13 protein-coding genes and 1 pseudogene are annotated in these 17840 nt (G+C 59.0%); 9 read left to right on the top strand and 5 right to left on the bottom strand.

Annotation, left to right across the window (positions count from 1 at the left end; all coding sequences use genetic code 11):
• Nucleotides 1-3: 3 nt before the first annotated feature.
• The 9 genes from AC1RZR_RS37665 to AC1RZR_RS37625 all read left to right on the top strand — a co-directional run bounded on the left by AC1RZR_RS37665 (nt 4) and on the right by AC1RZR_RS37625 (nt 10266).
• Nucleotides 4-1155, top strand: coding sequence for a CaiB/BaiF CoA transferase family protein (locus AC1RZR_RS37665; protein WP_481829714.1), 1152 nt, complete (start codon nt 4-6; stop codon nt 1153-1155).
• 103 nt (nt 1156-1258) lie between these two features.
• Nucleotides 1259-2161 (top strand): HpcH/HpaI aldolase/citrate lyase family protein, encoded by a 903-nt coding sequence (locus AC1RZR_RS37660; RefSeq protein WP_481829713.1) that lies wholly within the window; start codon nt 1259-1261, stop codon nt 2159-2161.
• A gap of 124 nt (nt 2162-2285) precedes the next feature.
• Complete coding sequence (locus tag AC1RZR_RS37655) at nt 2286-3212, top strand: LysR family transcriptional regulator (RefSeq protein WP_481829903.1); 927 nt, start codon at nt 2286-2288, stop codon at nt 3210-3212.
• A 192-nt stretch (nt 3213-3404) separates the two neighbouring features.
• On the top strand, nt 3405-4832 hold the full coding sequence (locus tag AC1RZR_RS37650) for an NAD-dependent succinate-semialdehyde dehydrogenase (protein ID WP_481829712.1): 1428 nt from the start codon (nt 3405-3407) through the stop codon (nt 4830-4832).
• A 6-nt stretch (nt 4833-4838) separates the two neighbouring features.
• Nucleotides 4839-6383 carry a fumarate hydratase gene (locus AC1RZR_RS37645; RefSeq protein WP_481829711.1) on the top strand — a complete coding sequence of 515 codons (1545 nt, stop codon included), beginning with the start codon at nt 4839-4841 and terminating at the stop codon, nt 6381-6383.
• Between the two features lie 218 nt (nt 6384-6601).
• Nucleotides 6602-7099 carry an Lrp/AsnC family transcriptional regulator gene (locus tag AC1RZR_RS37640; protein WP_481829710.1) on the top strand — a complete coding sequence of 166 codons (498 nt, stop codon included), beginning with the start codon at nt 6602-6604 and terminating at the stop codon, nt 7097-7099.
• A 165-nt stretch (nt 7100-7264) separates the two neighbouring features.
• Nucleotides 7265-8671 carry an aminotransferase gene (locus AC1RZR_RS37635; protein ID WP_481829709.1) on the top strand — a complete coding sequence of 469 codons (1407 nt, stop codon included), beginning with the start codon at nt 7265-7267 and terminating at the stop codon, nt 8669-8671.
• A 569-nt stretch (nt 8672-9240) separates the two neighbouring features.
• On the top strand, nt 9241-10125 hold the full coding sequence (gene purU / locus AC1RZR_RS37630; protein WP_481829708.1) for a formyltetrahydrofolate deformylase: 885 nt from the start codon (nt 9241-9243) through the stop codon (nt 10123-10125).
• A 3-nt stretch (nt 10126-10128) separates the two neighbouring features.
• The gene (locus tag AC1RZR_RS37625) at nt 10129-10266 is read left to right on the top strand and encodes a hypothetical protein (RefSeq protein WP_481829707.1); all 138 of its coding nucleotides are present in this window, start codon (nt 10129-10131) and stop codon (nt 10264-10266) included.
• Between the two features lie 732 nt (nt 10267-10998).
• Here AC1RZR_RS37625 and AC1RZR_RS37620 read toward each other — a convergent pair.
• From AC1RZR_RS37620 to AC1RZR_RS37600, 5 genes and pseudogenes are all read right to left on the bottom strand, one after another.
• Nucleotides 10999-12280: pseudogene (locus tag AC1RZR_RS37620) on the bottom strand (NAD(P)/FAD-dependent oxidoreductase).
• A 125-nt stretch (nt 12281-12405) separates the two neighbouring features.
• On the bottom strand, nt 12406-13602 hold the full coding sequence (locus AC1RZR_RS37615; RefSeq protein WP_481829706.1) for a M20 metallopeptidase family protein: 1197 nt from the start codon (nt 13600-13602) through the stop codon (nt 12406-12408).
• Nucleotides 13589-14767 carry a M24 family metallopeptidase gene (locus AC1RZR_RS37610; RefSeq protein WP_481829705.1) on the bottom strand — a complete coding sequence of 393 codons (1179 nt, stop codon included), beginning with the start codon at nt 14765-14767 and terminating at the stop codon, nt 13589-13591. Before AC1RZR_RS37610 ends, AC1RZR_RS37615 begins: the two co-directional genes overlap by 14 nt.
• Nucleotides 14768-14975: 208 nt before the next feature.
• Complete coding sequence (locus AC1RZR_RS37605; RefSeq protein ID WP_481829704.1) at nt 14976-16304, bottom strand: GlxA family transcriptional regulator; 1329 nt, start codon at nt 16302-16304, stop codon at nt 14976-14978.
• A 128-nt stretch (nt 16305-16432) separates the two neighbouring features.
• Nucleotides 16433-17836, bottom strand: coding sequence for an aspartate aminotransferase family protein (locus tag AC1RZR_RS37600; protein ID WP_481829703.1), 1404 nt, complete (start codon nt 17834-17836; stop codon nt 16433-16435).
• Nucleotides 17837-17840: the final 4 nt, after the last annotated feature.

Here is a 17840-nt window from a genome sequence, read left to right as displayed (position 1 = left end):
CTGATGAAGAACAGTCTCAAGGACATCACGGTTGTGGCGGTAGAACAGGCCGTTGCAGCGCCCTACGCGTCGTCTCGCCTTGCGGATGCCGGCGCCCGGGTGATCAAGGTCGAAAGGCCCGAAGGGGACTTTGCCCGAAACTACGACAAGCTGGTGCGGGGACAGAGCGCTTACTTCGTCTGGCTCAACCGGGGCAAGGAGTCGGTCTGTCTGGACCTGAGGTTGGAGGCCGATCGCGCCGTCCTGGACACGCTCATTGCCAGTGCGGACGTCTTTATCCAGAATCTGAAGCCGGGCAGCATCGAAAAACTGGGTTTTGGATCTGCTGATCTCCGGCGACGATATCCGCGGCTGATCACCTGCGACATTTCTGGCTTCGGAGAGAAGGGGCCGTATTCCCATTTGAAGGCCTACGATCTGATCGTGCAGGCCGAAACAGGTCTATGCGCCATCACCGGCAACCAACAGGGGCCTGCGCGTGTAGGGGTCTCGGTTTGCGATATCTCGGCGGGCATGACAGCGCACAGCGCCATTCTTCAGGCGCTGTATCATCGCGAGGTCGCCGGAGAAGGGACAGGCATCCAGGTGTCACTGTTCGATGCCGTCGCCGACTGGATGAACGTGCCGGTTCTGCAAAACGACTACAGCGGCTACCACACGGTGCGCGCCGGTGTGAAACACCCGTCGCTCGCGCCGTATGGCGCCTATCGCTGTGCCGACGGCAAAGAGGTCATCTTTTCGGTTCAGAATGACCGTGAATGGGTGAATTTCTGCGAGAAGTTCCTGAAGCAGCCGGGGCTTACACGCACACCTGGTTTTGCTGACAATATGGAGCGCCTCGGTCACCGTGCGCAACTTGATGAGATCATTGAACGGCGGTTTTCCGAACTTTCCTGCCACGAAGCAATGCATGAGCTTGAGGCGGCCGGCCTGGCATATGGCCGACTGAACGAAGTGGTGGATGTTTCAAGGCATCCACACATTCGCAGGGTTGAGGTTGGCACACCCGAAGGAACCGTCGAGACGATAGCGCCGGCAGCGATTTTCAACTCGGAGCCCCCCGCGCTGCGCCCAGTTCCGGCTCTTGGTGCTCATACCGAGGCTGTCCGCGAGGAGGTTCTGGGGTTTTTGCGCGAAAGAGCCGCGTCAGCGTGAGCGCGCAACTCGCTACCCTGAGTGCGCTCGCGATTTACGCAAAGCCGGCAGACCCCGGAACATTTCAGCGCACCGGCGGCTCAGCAAGCTCGGAGTCAGTTCGATGATCAAGGACAATATTCCGGTCGTTGAAAGCGCGATGTCTGTACCCCGCTGGAGATCCCTGCTCTTCGTTCCTTCTCACGTTCCGCGCTTTGTGGAGATGGCCCATGAGCGCGGGGCAGATGGAGTCATTCTCGACCTGGAGGACTCCGTTCCGCAGGAACAGAAGGGTGAGGCACGCAAGCAGCTTCCTGAATCGGTGGCAAAGGTGGCCCGCAACGGCGCCTCTGTTTTGGTTCGCGTGAATCGTGGTTTGCGCGCTTTGGCGGCTGATCTCGATGCAGCGGTGATGGCGGGTGTTGACGCACTGGTTCTTCCGAAGACGGATTCGGCAGAGTGGGTTGTAGAAATCGCGAATGCGGTTTTAGAACTTGAACGGGAAAGAAATCTTGCGCCGGGGCGCATCCGGTTCCTCGCTCAGATCGAGACTCCGGGCGCCTTGCAAAGGCTTGCGACCATTGCGTCGGCGCATGCAAGGATGATCGCAATGGCGCTCGGTCCTGAAGATTTCAGTGCCGCTGTTGGCGGCACCCCGGAATTCGACCTTCTGTTGACGCCGAACCTTTCTGTTCTGTTTGCCGCCCGTGCGGCCGGCTTGCTCCCGCTTGGCTTCATAGGAAGCATCGGCGATTTCTCGGACATGCATAAACTTCGTGAAGCCGCGGTGCATGCGCGGCGGCTAGGCTTTGCCGGAGCCTTGGCGATCCATCCGACACAGGTGGCCATATTCAATGAGGCTTTCTCGCCAAACGCCCAGGAACTCGAGTGGGCCCATAAAGTCGTCGCGGCGGAAAATGATGCCACCACGCGTGGCCTCTCTGCATTCTCGTTGAATGGCAAAATGATCGATCCGCCAGTGGTGCGGCGCGCCCACGAGATCCTGGCTCTCTCCAGCAATAACTGAGCCTATAGTCGGCGGACGGACAGGCGGTTTTGAAACTAATGCGACAGTTTTGTGGCTTGCCTGCCATCTCGTTTCGAGATAGATAAGAGCACCGGGGAACGTGCTCCGGGTGGATTTCTTCATCGTGGACATCAGGCAGTTAAGATACTTTGTCGGCGTCGTCGAAGCCGGCAGTTTCACGAAGGCAGCTGCGACCCTCAACGTTGCTCAAAGCGCTCTAAGCCTGCATGTGCGTCAACTGGAGGAAGGATTCGGGACACAGCTGCTGGTTCGCGACAGGACCGGTGTTAGCGTCACGGCGTCCGGAGACAAGCTGCTTGAACGCGCGCGGGTTATCCTGAAGGAAATTCAGCTCACTGAGGCGGAACTGACCAATTCGGTGGCGGCTCCTTCCGGAGAGGTGACCATTGGCATTCCGTCCGGAGCCGCTCGCGTCCTTAGTGGTCCCCTGATTGAATCGGTAAGAAGCGAATTGCCGAGGATTTCGCTTAAGATGATCGAGGGCATGACCGGACCGCTAGAGGAGTGGATGGCTGCTGGCCGTTTCAATCTAGCTGTCCTGTACCGCACTGCCGAGAGCGTGGGGCAAATGACGGTGCTAGCCCGCGAAGAGTTTTGCCTGGTGGTGCCGCCGGGCGAACCGCCATTCGAAGATTCGGTACGGCTCGCAGACCTGCACGCGTTTCCGCTGGCGGTTCCCATGCGCAACAACAATGTCAGGCGTTCGGTGGCTGATGTCGTTGCCCAACACGGTTGTGTTTTGAACGTCAGATTCGAAGTCGACTCCCTTTCTACGATCATCAATATGGTCATGGAAGGAAAGGCGTATTCCATCCTTACCCCGTCGGCCATTCAGAGAGAGGCGTCTCTAGGCCAAGTCCGGACGGTTAAGATCATTGATCCAGTGATCACTCGTTCCGTTGTGCTTGCCGTCAACCCGAAAGATGAGCGCTCTCCAGCCGTGTCTGCGGTCCGCAAGCTGATCCCCAAGGTCGTAAAGACTTTGATCGAGGGCAACCACTGGTCAGCCACGGTTCCGGACCGGGTTTAGGAAATACCCAGCCAAGTTCTTCCCGCTCTTCGCGGCTGCTTGAGCGGTCTCAATCTGGATTCGAGATGATTTCGGCCCACATTCGATATTTGACCGCATGCGATTATCGCGATGAAATCGCAGAGGAGTGAAAAACGGTTCGGATATCGGCCGTTTTCGTACCTGGCCAAATTCACGAAAGCGGAGCATGCGATGTCCAACGCCACGACCTATCAGCTTTTCATCAACGGCAGTTGGCGAGACGGTAGCGGAACCCTGACGGTGACCAACCCGGCGACAGAAACGGTATTTGGCTCGGTGGCCGCAGCGTCGGCTTCGGATCTGGACGAGGCCCTTTCTTCTGCAGAGGCAAGCCGCCGGGCCTGGTCCTCGCGACCGTCGAAGGATCGCGGCGAAATCCTTGTTGCGGCCGCTAAAATCCTGGCAAGCAAGGTGGGGGACGCGGCCACGGATTTGTCGAGGGAACAGGGCAAGACGATCGCCGAAGCAACGGGCGAATACGCGCGCGCCGTCGAAACGCTGGAGTGGTACGGCACACACGCTGAAGAATTGTCTGCCCCAACTCCACATGGCCCGAACCGAATGATCGTCCCCGAGCCGCTCGGCGTGGTCGCTGCCTTCACGCCGTGGAACTATCCCGCAGTGCTTATCGCCCGCAAGCTTGCCCCCGCGTTGGCGGCAGGCTGTCCTGTGATCCTCAAAGGGGCTGAAGAGACCCCGAGTGCGGCCATTTACATTGTCGAAGCCCTGCGCCAGGCGGGTATCCCGGACGGCGTGGTCAATCTCGTCTTCGGCGTGCCGACGCAGATTTCTGAGCACCTGCTCAATTCGCCGATCGTGAAAGTCTTGACCTTTACGGGTTCCACCGCTGTTGGAAAACACTTGGCCAAGCTCGCCGCGAACAACTTGCAACGGTGTGTCCTTGAACTCGGTGGACACTCCCCGGTCGTTGTCTGCGAGGATGCGGATCTCACAACGGCTGTTCCGGCAATTTCGGAATACAAGTTCGAGTGCGCGGGCCAGAGCTGCAATGCGCCCAGCAGAATCCTCGTCGCGCGGCGACTCTATGAGGAGTTTCTATCTCGGATGACCGACGTCGCCCGCAATATCAAGATCGGCCCGCCCGACGACCCTTCGACCGAGATGGGACCGATGGCAAATGCGCGGCGAATAGAGGCCATGCAGCATCTGGTAAAGGACGCGGTCGATCGTGGCGCCCGCGTCGAGACCGGTGGCGCCCGCCTCGCCGGGCCGGGCTTTTACTGGCCGCCGACTATCCTGACAGGGGTGCCAAAGGATGCGAAAGTGCTTCATGACGAGCCGTTCGGGCCGATCCTGACCGTGGCGCCGTTCGACACGATCGAGGAGGCTATCGAAGAAGCCAATGCCACCGAGTATGGCCTGGCCGCCTACTTCTTCACCGGGGCCAGTGAGGTGAAACGGGCGCTGATCGGCGGTGTTTCGGCCGGCGCTGTCAGCGTAAACTACCTGAAAGGCGTTTCCGCGGATGCACCATATGGAGGCGTCAAACAGAGCGGCTATGGGTATGAAGGTGGCGAGCAGGGCCTGCGGAGCTTTCAAAGCCTGAAACTGGTCAATGGGCTCGGGTCATTCGGATAAGAACTGGTGAACAAAAGGACACGCACCATTGCCGGTGAAGACATCGCAACGAGCGTTGCCGATGCGCTTCAGTACATCTCGTACTACCATCCTCCAGACTATATCCGGTACCTCACCCAGGCATACGCGCGCGAGCAGAGCCCATCGGCAAAAAACGCCATCGGGCAGATCCTGCTGAATTCTCGCATGGCGGCATTTGGGCGGCGGCCGATCTGCCAGGACACTGGTCTCGTAGTGGTGTTCGCCAAGGTCGGAATGGGCGTTCGTATCAAGTCCGCGGCCAGCTTCGCAGACCTCGTGAATGAAGGCGTCCGTCGGGCATATCTCGACCCCGACAATCCCCTTCGACCATCGATCGTTTCGGATCCGCTTGGCCGACGATTGAACACCCGCGACAACACACCGGCGGTCGTCCACGTCGACCTTGTGCAAGGCGACCAGATTGAGATCACCATCGCCGCAAAAGGTGGCGGCTCAGAAAACAAGGCACGTTTCACCACTCTTAACCCCAGCGCGTCCGTTGCCGACTGGGTGGTCGACACCGTTTCGACCCTTGGCAGCGGATGGTGCCCGCCCGGGCTTATCTCGGTCGGCATTGGTGGTAGCGCCGAAAAGGCGATGCTGCTCGCCAAGGAGGCCATGAACGAACCTATCGACATGACCGATCTCATTGCCAAGGGGCCATCAAACGCTGAGGAGGCGCTGCGCATTGAGCTTTATGAACGCATCAACGCTCTCGGGATAGGAGCCCAAGGTCTCGGAGGTCTGACAACTGTCGTTGATGTCAAGGTTGCAACCTATCCGACCCATGCAGCGTCCAAGCCCGTGGCACTCATCCCGCAATGCGCAGCCAATCGGCACCTGACGTTCACATTGGACGGTAAAGGACCAGCGCAACTCCAACCGCCCGACCTTTCCCAATGGCCCCAGATCGGTCCCGAGGACTTGCAAACAACCGGCGTGCGCCGGGTCAACCTGGATGGGCTGACGAGAGAAGAGATAGCATCGTGGCGCTGCGGGGAAACTCTTCTTCTATCCGGAAAGATGCTGACCGGCCGTGATGCAGCCCATAAGCGAATGGTCGACTTGATCGATGCCGGTAAGCCGCTCCCGGTCGATCTGCGGGGACGCGTGATCTACTATGTCGGACCTGTCCGCGCGGTAAGGGATGAGGTCGTGGGGCCGGCTGGCCCGACGACCTCAAGCCGCATGGACGATTTTACGGAAAAACTGCTCGCGCAAACCGGGCTTTTGGCGATGGTTGGGAAGGCTGAGAGGGGCCCAACGGCTGTTGCATCCATTGCCAGACACAAGACGCCCTATCTGGTCGCAGTGGGTGGCGCTGCCTACCTGATCTCAAAATCGATCAAGGCCGCGCGGCTCGTTGCCTTTGAAGACCTGGGTATGGAAGGCATTTTTGAATTCGAGGTCCAGGACATGCCGGTGATCATGGCTGTCGATGTCGAGGGAAACTCGATTCACAATTCCGGGCCGATTGAATGGCGCAAGCGCATGGCTGCCGACAGCATCGCGCGGAACATCGGCGTTTGATAATTCCGTCAAACAATTGCCCTGCGTCGCTTATCCATAGGCGCTGAAGAGCAACGAGAAGGCTGCACGCTTGGTTTGGACAAGCTGCGAATAGTCCATGCCCAAGCCTCAACACCGGCGACGAACGCAACGTTAGTTGGTGCTCGGCACCATAGATGCAATTGGCACGGACCCATAAGCAGCCTAAACGTAAAGCCATAATTCAGCTCCGGCAGGCCATGAAGTCGAAACTCAACACCGTACGCTTGGACGCTTGGGACCTTCGGATTCTCTCCGAGGTGCAATCAGACGGTCGGATATCGAAAAGCGAGCTTGCCAAGCGCGTTCATCTGTCGGCATCGGCTTGCTCCGAAAGGCTTCGTATACTCGAAGCAGCAGGAGCGATTGAAGGCTATTACGCACGGCTCAGTCCGTCCCTCACTGGGGGCGTGATTTTCGTGATGGTGGAGGTGGTGCTGGATCGTCACCGCCTCGAAGACCAACGACACTTTGAGACCGAAATTCAAGGTATCCCCGATATTATGGACTGCTGGGCTATCGGGGGCCGTGTCGATTACCTGATGCGCGTTGCAGCTCCCTCTATGGCCGCCTATCAACAATTCATGGAGGGATTGCTGCAGCTAGGCCTCGGGATCGACCAATATTATAGCCTGGTCGTGACGAAATCCGTCAAATCCAATTCGCCGATACCCTTGTCCGCACTAAGAGAGCGGTGAGTTTCTAGAGCCCGTGTTTTCCACGGAGATTGGCGCAAGTTCCGTGGATTCGTCGGTCGCGGCCGCGCATTGCCGTGGAACGCGAGGCGCGTCCGGCGGTATGATCGCTCCTTGACGAGCGGCTGACCAAGTGTTCTCCGCCGTGCGATCAAAGGGAGAGCGGCAATGAGCCTGACCAATCTGGGAACCAAGCAAATCCAGGAGAAGGATCGGAGCTTCGTCTTTCATCCGTCCACTCACTTGGCAAAACACAGCCGCGGCGAGACGCCAAACCGGATTATGGCCGGCGCTGAAGGCGTCTACATCTGGGATACTGAAGGCCGAAAGAGCCTCGACGGTTTCGGCGGACTCTACTGCGTCAACATGGGATATGGCTGCACGGAGATCGCCGATGCCATTGCCAAGCAAGCACACGACCTGCCGTTCGCTCATGTCTATGCCAGCCAGGGCACGGAACCCGTCGCCCGTTTGGCAGAGGCTATCGTCGAATATTTCGGGCAGAACATGCGAAGGGTTTATTTTGGCCTGTCCGGTTCGGATGCCAACGAAACCAACATCAAGCTCGTCTGGTACTACAACAACATCCTTGGGCACCCTGAAAAGAAGAAGATCATCTCGCGAAATCGTGGTTATCACGGATCCGGGCTGGTCACCGGCAGCCTGACAGGGCTTCCGTTCTTTCACAAATTCTTCGATCTACCTTTGAACCTTGTGCGCCATACAACGACGCCACATTACTATCGCCAGGCGCATGAGGGCGAAACTGAGGAAGCCTTCTCCAAACGCTGCGCCGACGAACTAGAAGCCCTTATTCTTGCTGAGGGCCCAGATACGGTTGCAGCCTTTATCGGAGAACCGGCACTTGGGACCGGCGGAATCGTTCCGCCCCCAAAGGGGTACTGGACGGCCATTCAAGAGGTGCTGAACAAGTATGATATCCTGCTGATCGCCGATGAAGTGGTTTGCGGCTTCGCGCGAACCGGCGAGAAGTTTGGTTCCCACCTTTATGGCATGCGCCCGGATTTCGTCACCATCGCCAAGGGCGTCAGTTCCGCCTACCTCCCCATCTCCGGGTCAATTATCGGCGACCGCGTCTGGAAGGTCCTGGAAGAAGGAACGGAGAAGCACGGAGCTCTGGGCCATGGCTGGACATATTCCGGTCATACGCTTTGCGCGGCGGCCGCGCTCGCCAACATCAAAGTCCTTAAGGAAAGAAACATCCTGGAACATGTCCAGGATGTCGGGCCCTATTGGCTTTCCCGCATGAAAGCCGAACTGGAGGGACATCCCATTGTCGGTGAAGTTCGCGGCGTTGGAATCCTGTCTGGCGTCGAGATGATGCGGGATCCCAAAGCGCGCGTAGCTTTTGAGCCCGAACTGCAGGTTGGCGTGCGTGCCGCCGCTGCTTTGCTTGAGAACGGTGTCATCGGCCGGGCCATGCCGCATGGCGATATCCTCGGCTTTGCCCCGCCGCTGATCATTACCCGGGACGAAATCGACATCATTGTCGACGCGACCGCGAAATCGGTCGAAACGACTTACCGCGCGCTGAAGGCCGAGGGCGCGATATGATCCTGGCCGCGCATTGATGAGGAGGGGTACGAGGCAACTCTTGGTGCAGCCGCTGGCTAAAGTGATTGGCGATGAACCTTGAATGCCTTGCTCCACCATTTTTGCCGCTGCGTCCGGTCCTCCCATTGACCAAGCTCTGCGCGGCGCGCCCTGCCGGTTCACCTCCGATCGGCAGGGCACCTTTTTCTGGAATGCTGGATGTGTCACCGCATTCTGCAGGTTCTACGAAATGATCATGAATTCCCGCCGCCTGTAGTGCCGTCCCTGTTAGATGTTGGACTGGGTTCGGCGGCCATCGTGATGCGCGGCCTGGGCATTGGGTGGCTGACCCCAGATCGCTCTCTCGGCATCTATCGTCACAGATCTTCCGGCTGGGGAGGGGCAGACTTTCCAGCTACGGGAAGACACACTTGACATGGGCTCGGCCGACACCGTCGAGTTTGCAGGCGGCGAACGGGTGCTCCAAAGGTTTCAAATACAGGTAGCATGGTCAGGGAAGGGTCCGATTTCGCTTGAGGAGATCACTCCACCAGAAGCAAGGTGCCGGCAATTCAGGAAAGTGAACGTAAATGACGCACTACGTACTCACCGTTTCATGCAAATCGACTCGCGGTATCGTTGCTGCGATTTCAACTCTCCTGGCCGGCCAGGGCTGCAACATTGTCGACAGTTCGCAGTTCGACGATCTCGACACGGGCAGGTTTTTCATGCGCGTCTCCTTCCTCTCCGAGGAAGGTGTCGGCCAGGCCGACCTGGTGAAAGGCCTTCAGCCGATCGCCGAAAAGTTTGCAATGGATGCTGAGATCCACGATGCCACCAAGCGCATGAAGGTGCTGCTGATGGTGTCGCGCTTCGGCCATTGTCTGAACGACCTGCTCTACCGCTGGAAAATCGGCGCGCTACCCATAGACATCGTCGGCGTCGTCTCCAACCATTTCGATTACCAGAAGGTCGTCGTCAACCACGACATCCCCTTCCACCACATCAAGGTGACGAAGGAGAATAAGCCGCAGGCGGAGGCGCAGATCCTCGATCTGGCCGAGCAGACCGGCAGCGAGCTGATCGTACTTGCCCGCTACATGCAGGTCTTGTCCGACGCGATGTGCAACAAGATGTCCGGCCGCATCATCAACATCCACCATTCCTTCCTGCCGAGCTTCAAGGGGGCCAACCCCTACAAGCAAGCCTATGAGCGCGGCGTCAAGCTGATCGGGGCGACGGCACACTACGTCACTACCGATCTCGACGAAGGCCCGATCATCGAGCAGGACACGGTGCGCGTCACCCATGCGCAGTCAGCCGAGGACTACGTATCGATGGGCCGCGACGTCGAAAGCCAGGTGCTGGCACGCGCCATACACGCGCATATACACCACCGCATTTTCATCAACGGCAAACGAACCGTCGTCTTCCCGGCAAGCCCGGGGAGCTACGCTTCTGAGCGCATGGGCTGAGCGATGACGCACACCATCGACGGCAAACAGGTGGCGGCAACCAGTAAAGCCAGCGGAGCTAACAAGCGCGTGAAAGCAGGGCCTGCGGTGCGATTGCGCGACGATTCGGCCAGCCACGCCTTCTGGCTCATCAGTCTCTAGCTGATGGCCCGGCCGCGTGGTCCCTGGATGGCCACGGGGTGGTCGGGGTTCCTGAACGTTCGCGGCTGGCATGGAGTGCGTAGCGCATCCCGGCCTCCAAGGATGCGATCCAATCGCGCTCTCCGGTGATGGCTTCCTGGTCCGTCCCCGGACCTTTCCACGATCAACCTGCTAGGGGTCGGTTAGCAAGCTGCCGCCGCTCGGCTTCGTATCCGCCCTGATCGCGACGGGGCAGGACACTGACGAAGCCATACGCTTACCTTGGACCAACCGTTGTTGATCGCGCCTGCCACTACTGCCTCCTTATGATGTTGAGAATCGGTCGGCCCTCGAGGTTGTCCGGGCATCCGCGTCGCATTTGCAGTCGCCGCTCGGCGCCGACTCAAATCGGATGGATGCCCCGAGGGCATCTAACGCAAGCAGCAGACTCTCAGCAAATTGATCGCCCACCAGGAGCCTGAGCTCGCTGCCGGGCGCTGCGCCTTGGGAGGAGGCGTACCTGGGAAACCTTGCTACCTTCTATGATGGCGCCACAAATGTAGCGCGTTCAATGGACCGATCTACGCGAATGATGCTTCATCTACGCAGGAGTTCGGCGTTGAGGACGCCGCAGGTGCATAAGCGCAGATGGATGGGCCATTTTGCCTTTGCGCGACATCGTGGCGAATGCGGCTCCACGGTCTGATGACGAGGGCTCGGTCAAGGAGCTAGATGCGCAAGGCCCATGTCGCTTCAGAAACGAGCATCGACCAAATGCGCTAGCTGGGCTCCCATCCGATAATAATTCTCCTTCAGCGCACGGAAGGCCGGGATTTCCGGGGTAGTGACGGGAAGTGGCAGATCCGCGTTTGCAACATTTCCAAGAATATGGTCGGCCAGTACACGCCCAAAGACGGTAGCTGGCGAAATTCCGCGGCCATTATAGCCGCAGATGCTGACTACTTTGGGTGCGAAGCGGTGAAAGCGAGGCAGATGATTGCCAGTCGTCCCGATCATGCCATACCACTCGAACTCCAATTCGACGTCCAAAATTTGCGGGAAGAGCTTGCGAATGGCCCGCTTGGCCCATGATCGGTGAACCCCGGCACCCGTACCTCCGAGCGCGCCGATACTGCCGAAAATCAACCGCCCCTCGCGGTCAAGCCGAAACGAACTCAAGATCTTCTTTGTGTCCCAGCAGCCCTCGCGGTTGGGAAGAATGGACTTCTGTAGTTCGTCTGGAAGCGGCCGCGTTGCTACATTGAAATAAGGAATATGTATCTGCTCATGCCTCAGCTCTCGCCAGGGAGCTTTCGTATATGCATCCGTTGCAACTACGACCCAGTCGGCCTCGACCGACCCTCCTGCTGTACGCAATGTCCACTTGCCGTTTGACCGCTCGGCCCCGGTGACCCCACTTGAATTATATATTTTGGCTCCTGCGGAGATAGCCGCTCGAGCAAGTCCTCGTGCATAACCGAGTGGCTGGATGGTTCCGGCGCGCAAATCAAGAAGTGATCCGGAATAGGCGCTCGTACCAATGCGCGCCGATGTGTCTTGTGCGTTGAGGAGTTTCACGGGTGCGCCCCGCTCGCGCCACTGCCGCTCGCGTTCCCGCAGCTCATTTAGTCCCGTCTCGCCGACCGCGCAATGAAGCGTGCCGTTCCTCACAGGCTGGCAGTCGATGACATGCTTGTCGATCAGAGACCAGACCTCGGCAGGCCCGTCGCCGAGAAGTTGCAAGACCTGTTCACCGAAAGGTGCGCCCAAACTTGATTTCACATCCTCGGGCTTCATCCATAGGCCGGCATTGACTAAGCCAGCGTTGCGGCCCGAGGCGCCATAGCCGATTTCGACCGCCTCGAGCACGCTAACCTACGCCGGCTTGCGCCAGGTGCAATGCCGTCGAAAGGCCCGTGTACCCGCCGCCCACCACGGCTACATCCTGTTTGTGGGCGTATCTTAGGATGCTTGTCTGCGGGGCGTCTGGTGCGCTGCGCTCCCAAAGCCCATGGGAACGACTGTTGTTCAGCATTTTCGTCCTTTCCAACTCACAGATGAGGGTCGCCCTGGCGGCAAAAGGAAATTAGGTTCGTTTTCGGCGGCGGCAAATTCATGCATTTCTCAGAGAGGCGGGTACGCTCCAGGGGATGTCGAACACTAGGTGACCGGCATCAAGAAATTCCGGGCAGCGTCACAGAGGATGACAGCACCTATCGACAGCGCCTGTTCATCGACCCGAAATCGCGGATGGTGAAGCGGATAGACCGCACCGAGTTCCTGATTGCGGATGCCCAGGCGGAAATAGACCGAGGGGCATTTCTCGCTGTAGAAGGCAAAATCATCGGCAGCGGTCCAGCCCGGCGCGCTCAACATGTTATCCTGCCCTAGCAGGCCGGCACCGGTTCGGCGGATAATCTCGACCATGTCAGGGTCGTTGATAACCGGTGGTTCGCCACGCCTCAGGTCCACCTCGGCATTGGCGTTGTGGATTGAAGCCACGCCTTCGACGATTTGACGTAGCCTCTTCCACGCATGCTGGCGGGTTGCTTCATGCCCGCTGCGGATCGTGCCTTTCAGCCTTACCTCGGCGGCGATGACGTTGTAGGCGCCGCCGCCTTCGATGCCGGTGATGGAAACGACCAGCGGATCATACGGATCGATCTCGCGCGACACGATCTTCTGCAATTCCGTTACCATCGAGCAGGCGACGGCGATGGCGTCGACGCCTTCGGACGGTTTTGCGGCATGCGCGGAATTCCCGGTGACGGCAATGTCGAAGATATCGCAGGCAAGCGTGTACGGGCCCGCGCCGACCGCAATCTTTCCGGTCTCGGTATAGGGATCGACATGGATGCCGATTGCCCCGTCGATATCGTCGAGCAGCCCTTCATCGACGACCCGGCGGCCACCGAGCGGCTCCGCCTCCTCAGCGGGCTGGAAGATGATGCGGACGGTGCCGCTGAACGACTGCTTCTGGCGGTCGAGGAGAACGCTGGCGGCGTAACCCATCGCGGCGTGGGCGTCGTGGCCGCAGGCATGCATGACGCCCAAGCGCTCGGAGCTGAACGGCACGCCCGAGGTTTCCGTGATCGGCAGCGCGTCGATGTCGGCCCTGATGACGACCTTGCGGTTCGACGGGCCAGCCGTGCCGACCACGTCGACGGCGAGACCGAAGCCGGCCACGGGCCTGATCCCGCTCAATCCAGCTTCTTCCAGTACCCCTCGGAGATAGGCTTGAGTCTCTCGTTCTTCGTTCGAGAGTTCCGGATTGCGATGAAGATGGCGCCTGACCGCCGTCATCCGGCGTTCCAGCTCAGGATCCATCAATCCATTGCCGATTTCAGGGTTTGACATGTATCTCTCGCGGGAAGCTGGTCAGTGTCTCGCAGCCGTCGGCGGTGACGAGGATCGTTTCGCTCACTTCGATCCCCCAGCCATCCATCCACATGCCGAGGATCGAGTGCAGGACATTGCCCGGCTTCAGGATCGTCTTGTCGCCCTGGCGCAGGCTGATCGTGTGTTCCCCCCAATCGGGCGGATAGGCAGCGCCGATCGAATAGCCGATGCGGGATTCCTTTTTCAGGCCGTAGCGCTGGATGACGTTGCGCCAGCTTGCCTCGACCTGTTCCGCCGCAACGCCGGGCTTGATCGTGGACAGCACCGCCTCCATGCCTTCGAGCACGGCCTTGCCGGTGTCGCCGACCTTGAGTGGCATGGCGCCGAGCTGAAGCGTGCGCGCGAGGCCGGCGGCATAGCGGCGCACGACGCCGGCGAGTTCCAGCGCGACGGTTTCGTTATCGCCGAACCGGCGATCGCTCCACATGATATGCGGCGCCGACGCATTCTCGCCCCCCAGAATGGTAGGCGGCAGAGCGGTGATGTCGCCAGCGAAATCAGGCGAGCCCGCTATTTGCGCTGCTTGGATTCTCGCGATGGCGTCGCACTCGCGCACGCCCGGCGCAATCACCTCGTAGGCCGCCGTAACCGCCGCCTCGGCGAGGCGCGCGGCTTTGCGCAGATACTCGATCTCGGCACCCGACTTGACGCTGCGTATCCAGTTCACCAAGAGGTCGGCGTCGTGGAATGTTGCATTGGGCAGGCCGGCGGTCAGGCGGGCATGCGCCTTCGGCGAATAGTAGTAGGCCTCGAGCTCGATGCCGATGTTGCCACGCCCCCAGCCCTTCATCTCGATCCATGCGGCGATCCAGTCCATCGGATGGCGGTCGGGGCGCTGGACATGATCTTCCGGAAAACCGACGACGTTCTCCGGCTTCATCCATGCGGTCAGTAGCCCGCCCGCTGCGTCCATCGCGCGGCCGATCCAGACCGGTTCTTCGTCAGCCAGCGACACCAGGACCACCTGCGGTGTGTAGAACGACCAGCCGTCATAGCCGGTGATGTAGTGCTGGTTGGCGACGTCGTTAACAATCAAAAGATCCAGGTTGCGGCGCGCCATTTCAGCGCGGATGGCGGAAAGCCTGCCGCGGTACTCGCTGAGCGCAAAGGGCAATTGGATCATATCGAAATCTCCTATTCTATCGCGTCCAAGTGCCTTCCCTAGCGCCTGTGCTAATAAGCGGGCTGGGTCGACCAAATTTGTAACGGGACAATCGGCAAAGCTGATCGAAGCAGGACCTCTTCGAACCTCCGTTCCCGACTGGTATGCTGAGGCCATTAAGCAAAAGGAGGGCAATACCTGATCTTCTGAGAACAACACGGCGCTCATGCTAGTGGCAGTTAGGCATTCTTTCGTTACTGAGGCTCCGATCGGACTGCCGGGTTCTATTTTCCTCCGGCCGGTTCGATCTCATTTTTTTTCGGTTGTAGACTGGCAATCGTGACTGATGCGGCGCGCATCCATAGGCATCGCGGTAGGCTTTTGAGAAATGTGATGCAGAGACAAAGCCGCAAGCCATCGCGATTTCAACGACCGGCAGGCGCGAGCTGACGAGTAGCAGGTGCGCACGTTCCAGACGAAGATCCAGATAATAGCGACTCGGAGAACATCCAAGTTCCCTCCTGAACAGCCGCTCGATTTGTCGGCGGGATAGGCCGGCTGATCCCACTAAGTCATCCAGTAGCAATGGCTCCGTAAGATTTGCCTCCATCTCTTCAATTACCTTGATGACCGCCTGATGGTTGAGTTGCACTCGAGAATGAAGAGGCAGACGTTGGCGGTCACCCGCTGAACGGGTCCTGTACGCGATGGCTTTTTCGCAAATGCGATTGACGACTATTGTCCCATGATGGCGGTCAACCAAATCCAGAAACATATCGAAAGGGGCGTCCCCCCCTGCGCAAGTGTATAGGTCGCCGTCCCGTTCGAAGGCGGTTTGAGTGGCTACCACGCCGAGGAACCGCTCGGAGAACATAGGAAATTGCTCCCAGTGAACCGCGCATCGCCGCCCTTCTGCAAGCCCCGCCCGAGCAAGCACAATCGTACCGCAGCTTATCCCTACGAGGCTGCCGCGGCGGTTGCGACACTCTCGCAGCCAGGCATCAAGCTGTTTGTGCGGACTAGGAGCATTGCGGCCGCCGACGACCACGACAGCCGGTGCTGAGATCGATCGACGGATTCTTTCACGTTCGAAGGACAACGAAGAATCTGCGCAAACCAACAAGCCGCAACTCGAGGCCGCAGGCTGCCCATCGTCCGAAATCACCAGCCAGCTATATTCGTCCCGTCCCAACACTTCGTTGGCCAGCCTCAGTGCTTCTACTGCCGACGAAAAGGCCTGAAGCGAAAAGGCCGGCAGGAGGTAAAAGCAAAAATTTCGGCATGTGGACTGTAAGTCTAGCATCCCGGGGGTGCCCTTTCTCCTACTTTCGCCTGATGCTTCCAGGGCCGGTGCCCAACTGCGCGACCGACGTGCTTCGTTGGAGAGCCGCGCCGCTACACAACTCGAAGCTTTGCGGCTACCGAACCCGTATTCGGCAGCACCCGAGCGAAGGTGTGCTGGCTGCGCCGGAAGGCTCAATGCGTCGGTTTCCCAGGCCTGGCCCTTGGTAGACGTTTTGGTGCCGTCCCACCGCGGGTGACCGATGTCCTCCTGCAAGTCTCGTCCGATCCGTCCCCCTAGGGTACCCACATGACCCGCTCGATGCAGTGGGCCAAGACTCCAACTTTCGAACGTCGGAGAGACTCTCTAAGCGTCCTGATGCCCAGATGCGGCGGCCGCCCACCTCAGATTTTTAGCCCGTCTCGCGTGAGCTCATCCATAACGAAGCGCACTGCACTTTCAGCGATGCCAACGATTTCTTCCACTTCGGCCTTGGTTGTCACCAAGGGAGGAGCGAAGCCCAGAATGTCACCGTGCGGCATGGCGCGAGCGATAAGACCGCGTTCACGCGCTGCCTTGGAAATTCGTGCACCAACCTTGAGTGAGGGATCAAAACGCGTTTTCTTGTCGCGATCGGTCACGAACTCGATTGCGCCCATCAGGCCGACGCCGCGCACTTCACCGACGATCGGCAGCTGCGCGAATTTCGCCTTCAGCTGCGCTTGGAAAAATGCACCGACCTCGCGAGCGTTCCCCGGAAGATCTTCTCTCTCGACGATGTCAAGCACCGCGTTGGCCGCGGCAGCTCCAATCGGATGACCCGAATAGGTGTAACCGTGCGAAAAGGCGCCGACCCTGTCAGCCCCTTCTTCCAGCACCTTGTAGACCTTTTCACCAACGATTGCCGCCGAAAGCGGGAAATAGGCCGAAGTCAGACCCTTTGCGACCGTTATGAGGTCTGGCTCAATGCCGTAGTGATGCGAGCCGAACATGGAGCCAGTCCGACCAAAACCGGTTATGACTTCATCTGCAATGAGGAGCACATCGTGCTTTTTGAGCACGAGCTGGATTGCTTGCCAATAACCTTCCGGCGGAGGCGTGATGCCGCCGGTGCCGAGCACCGGCTCGCCGATGAAGGCGCCCACATTGTCCGGGCCCAGGCGTTCGATCAACTGATCAAGTTCCTTGGCCCGCCTCGCTGAAAATTCACGTTCGGACTCGCCTGGGTTCGCGCCCCAGTAGTGATGTGGAACACCGGTGTGAACGATCTGTGGGAGCGGCAGGTCCATGTGGTCGTGATAGAAGCTCATGCCAGTCATTGAGCCGGACACGACGCTGCACCCGTGATAGCCTCGTTCACGAGAGATGATCTTCTTCTTGTTCGGCTTGCCACGCAGATTGTTATAGTACCAAACAAGCTTGGCCTGGGTCTCGTTGGCGTCCGAGCCGGACATACCGTAGAACACTTTGCTCATCTTGCCAGGCGCCATCTTCACGAGGCGATCGGAGAGAATCGCGAGCTCGTCCGTCGTGTGCGCCGCATATGAGTGGTAATAAGCTAGCCGATAGGCCTGACGCGAGATCGCTTCTGCCACTTCAGTGCGGCCATAGCCGACATTGACGCAGTAGAGACCGGCAAAACCATCGATAAACTTGTTTCCATGCGCGTCTTGAATGCGGATTCCCTTGCCGGTCTCGACGATCGTTGGCTCGCCAAGCTTGCCGATGGCAAAGTCCTTGAGCTGCGTGAAAGGGTGTAGGACAGCGTTTCTGTCCTTCTCGCTGATATCCTTGATGTTGATAGTCATGGCG

It is taken from the genome of Mesorhizobium bavaricum (assembly GCF_056781655.1).
This window is presented reverse-complemented; position numbering and strand designations above follow the sequence as displayed.

Excerpts from the sequence above, each read along its gene's own strand:
- AC1RZR_RS37665 (WP_481829714.1), top strand. The coding sequence starts at position 4 with ATGAAGAACAGTCTCAAGGACATCACGGTTGTGGCGGTAGAACAGGCC.
- AC1RZR_RS37660 (WP_481829713.1), top strand. The coding sequence starts at position 1,259 with ATGATCAAGGACAATATTCCGGTCGTTGAAAGCGCGATGTCTGTACCC.
- AC1RZR_RS37650 (WP_481829712.1), top strand. The coding sequence starts at position 3,405 with ATGTCCAACGCCACGACCTATCAGCTTTTCATCAACGGCAGTTGGCGA.
- AC1RZR_RS37640 (WP_481829710.1), top strand. The coding sequence starts at position 6,602 with ATGAAGTCGAAACTCAACACCGTACGCTTGGACGCTTGGGACCTTCGG.
- AC1RZR_RS37635 (WP_481829709.1), top strand. The coding sequence starts at position 7,265 with ATGAGCCTGACCAATCTGGGAACCAAGCAAATCCAGGAGAAGGATCGG.
- purU (WP_481829708.1), top strand. The coding sequence starts at position 9,241 with ATGACGCACTACGTACTCACCGTTTCATGCAAATCGACTCGCGGTATC.
- AC1RZR_RS37625 (WP_481829707.1), top strand. The coding sequence starts at position 10,129 with ATGACGCACACCATCGACGGCAAACAGGTGGCGGCAACCAGTAAAGCC.
- AC1RZR_RS37615 (WP_481829706.1), bottom strand. The coding sequence starts at position 13,602 with ATGTCAAACCCTGAAATCGGCAATGGATTGATGGATCCTGAGCTGGAA.
- AC1RZR_RS37610 (WP_481829705.1), bottom strand. The coding sequence starts at position 14,767 with ATGATCCAATTGCCCTTTGCGCTCAGCGAGTACCGCGGCAGGCTTTCC.
- AC1RZR_RS37600 (WP_481829703.1), bottom strand. The coding sequence starts at position 17,836 with ATGACTATCAACATCAAGGATATCAGCGAGAAGGACAGAAACGCTGTC.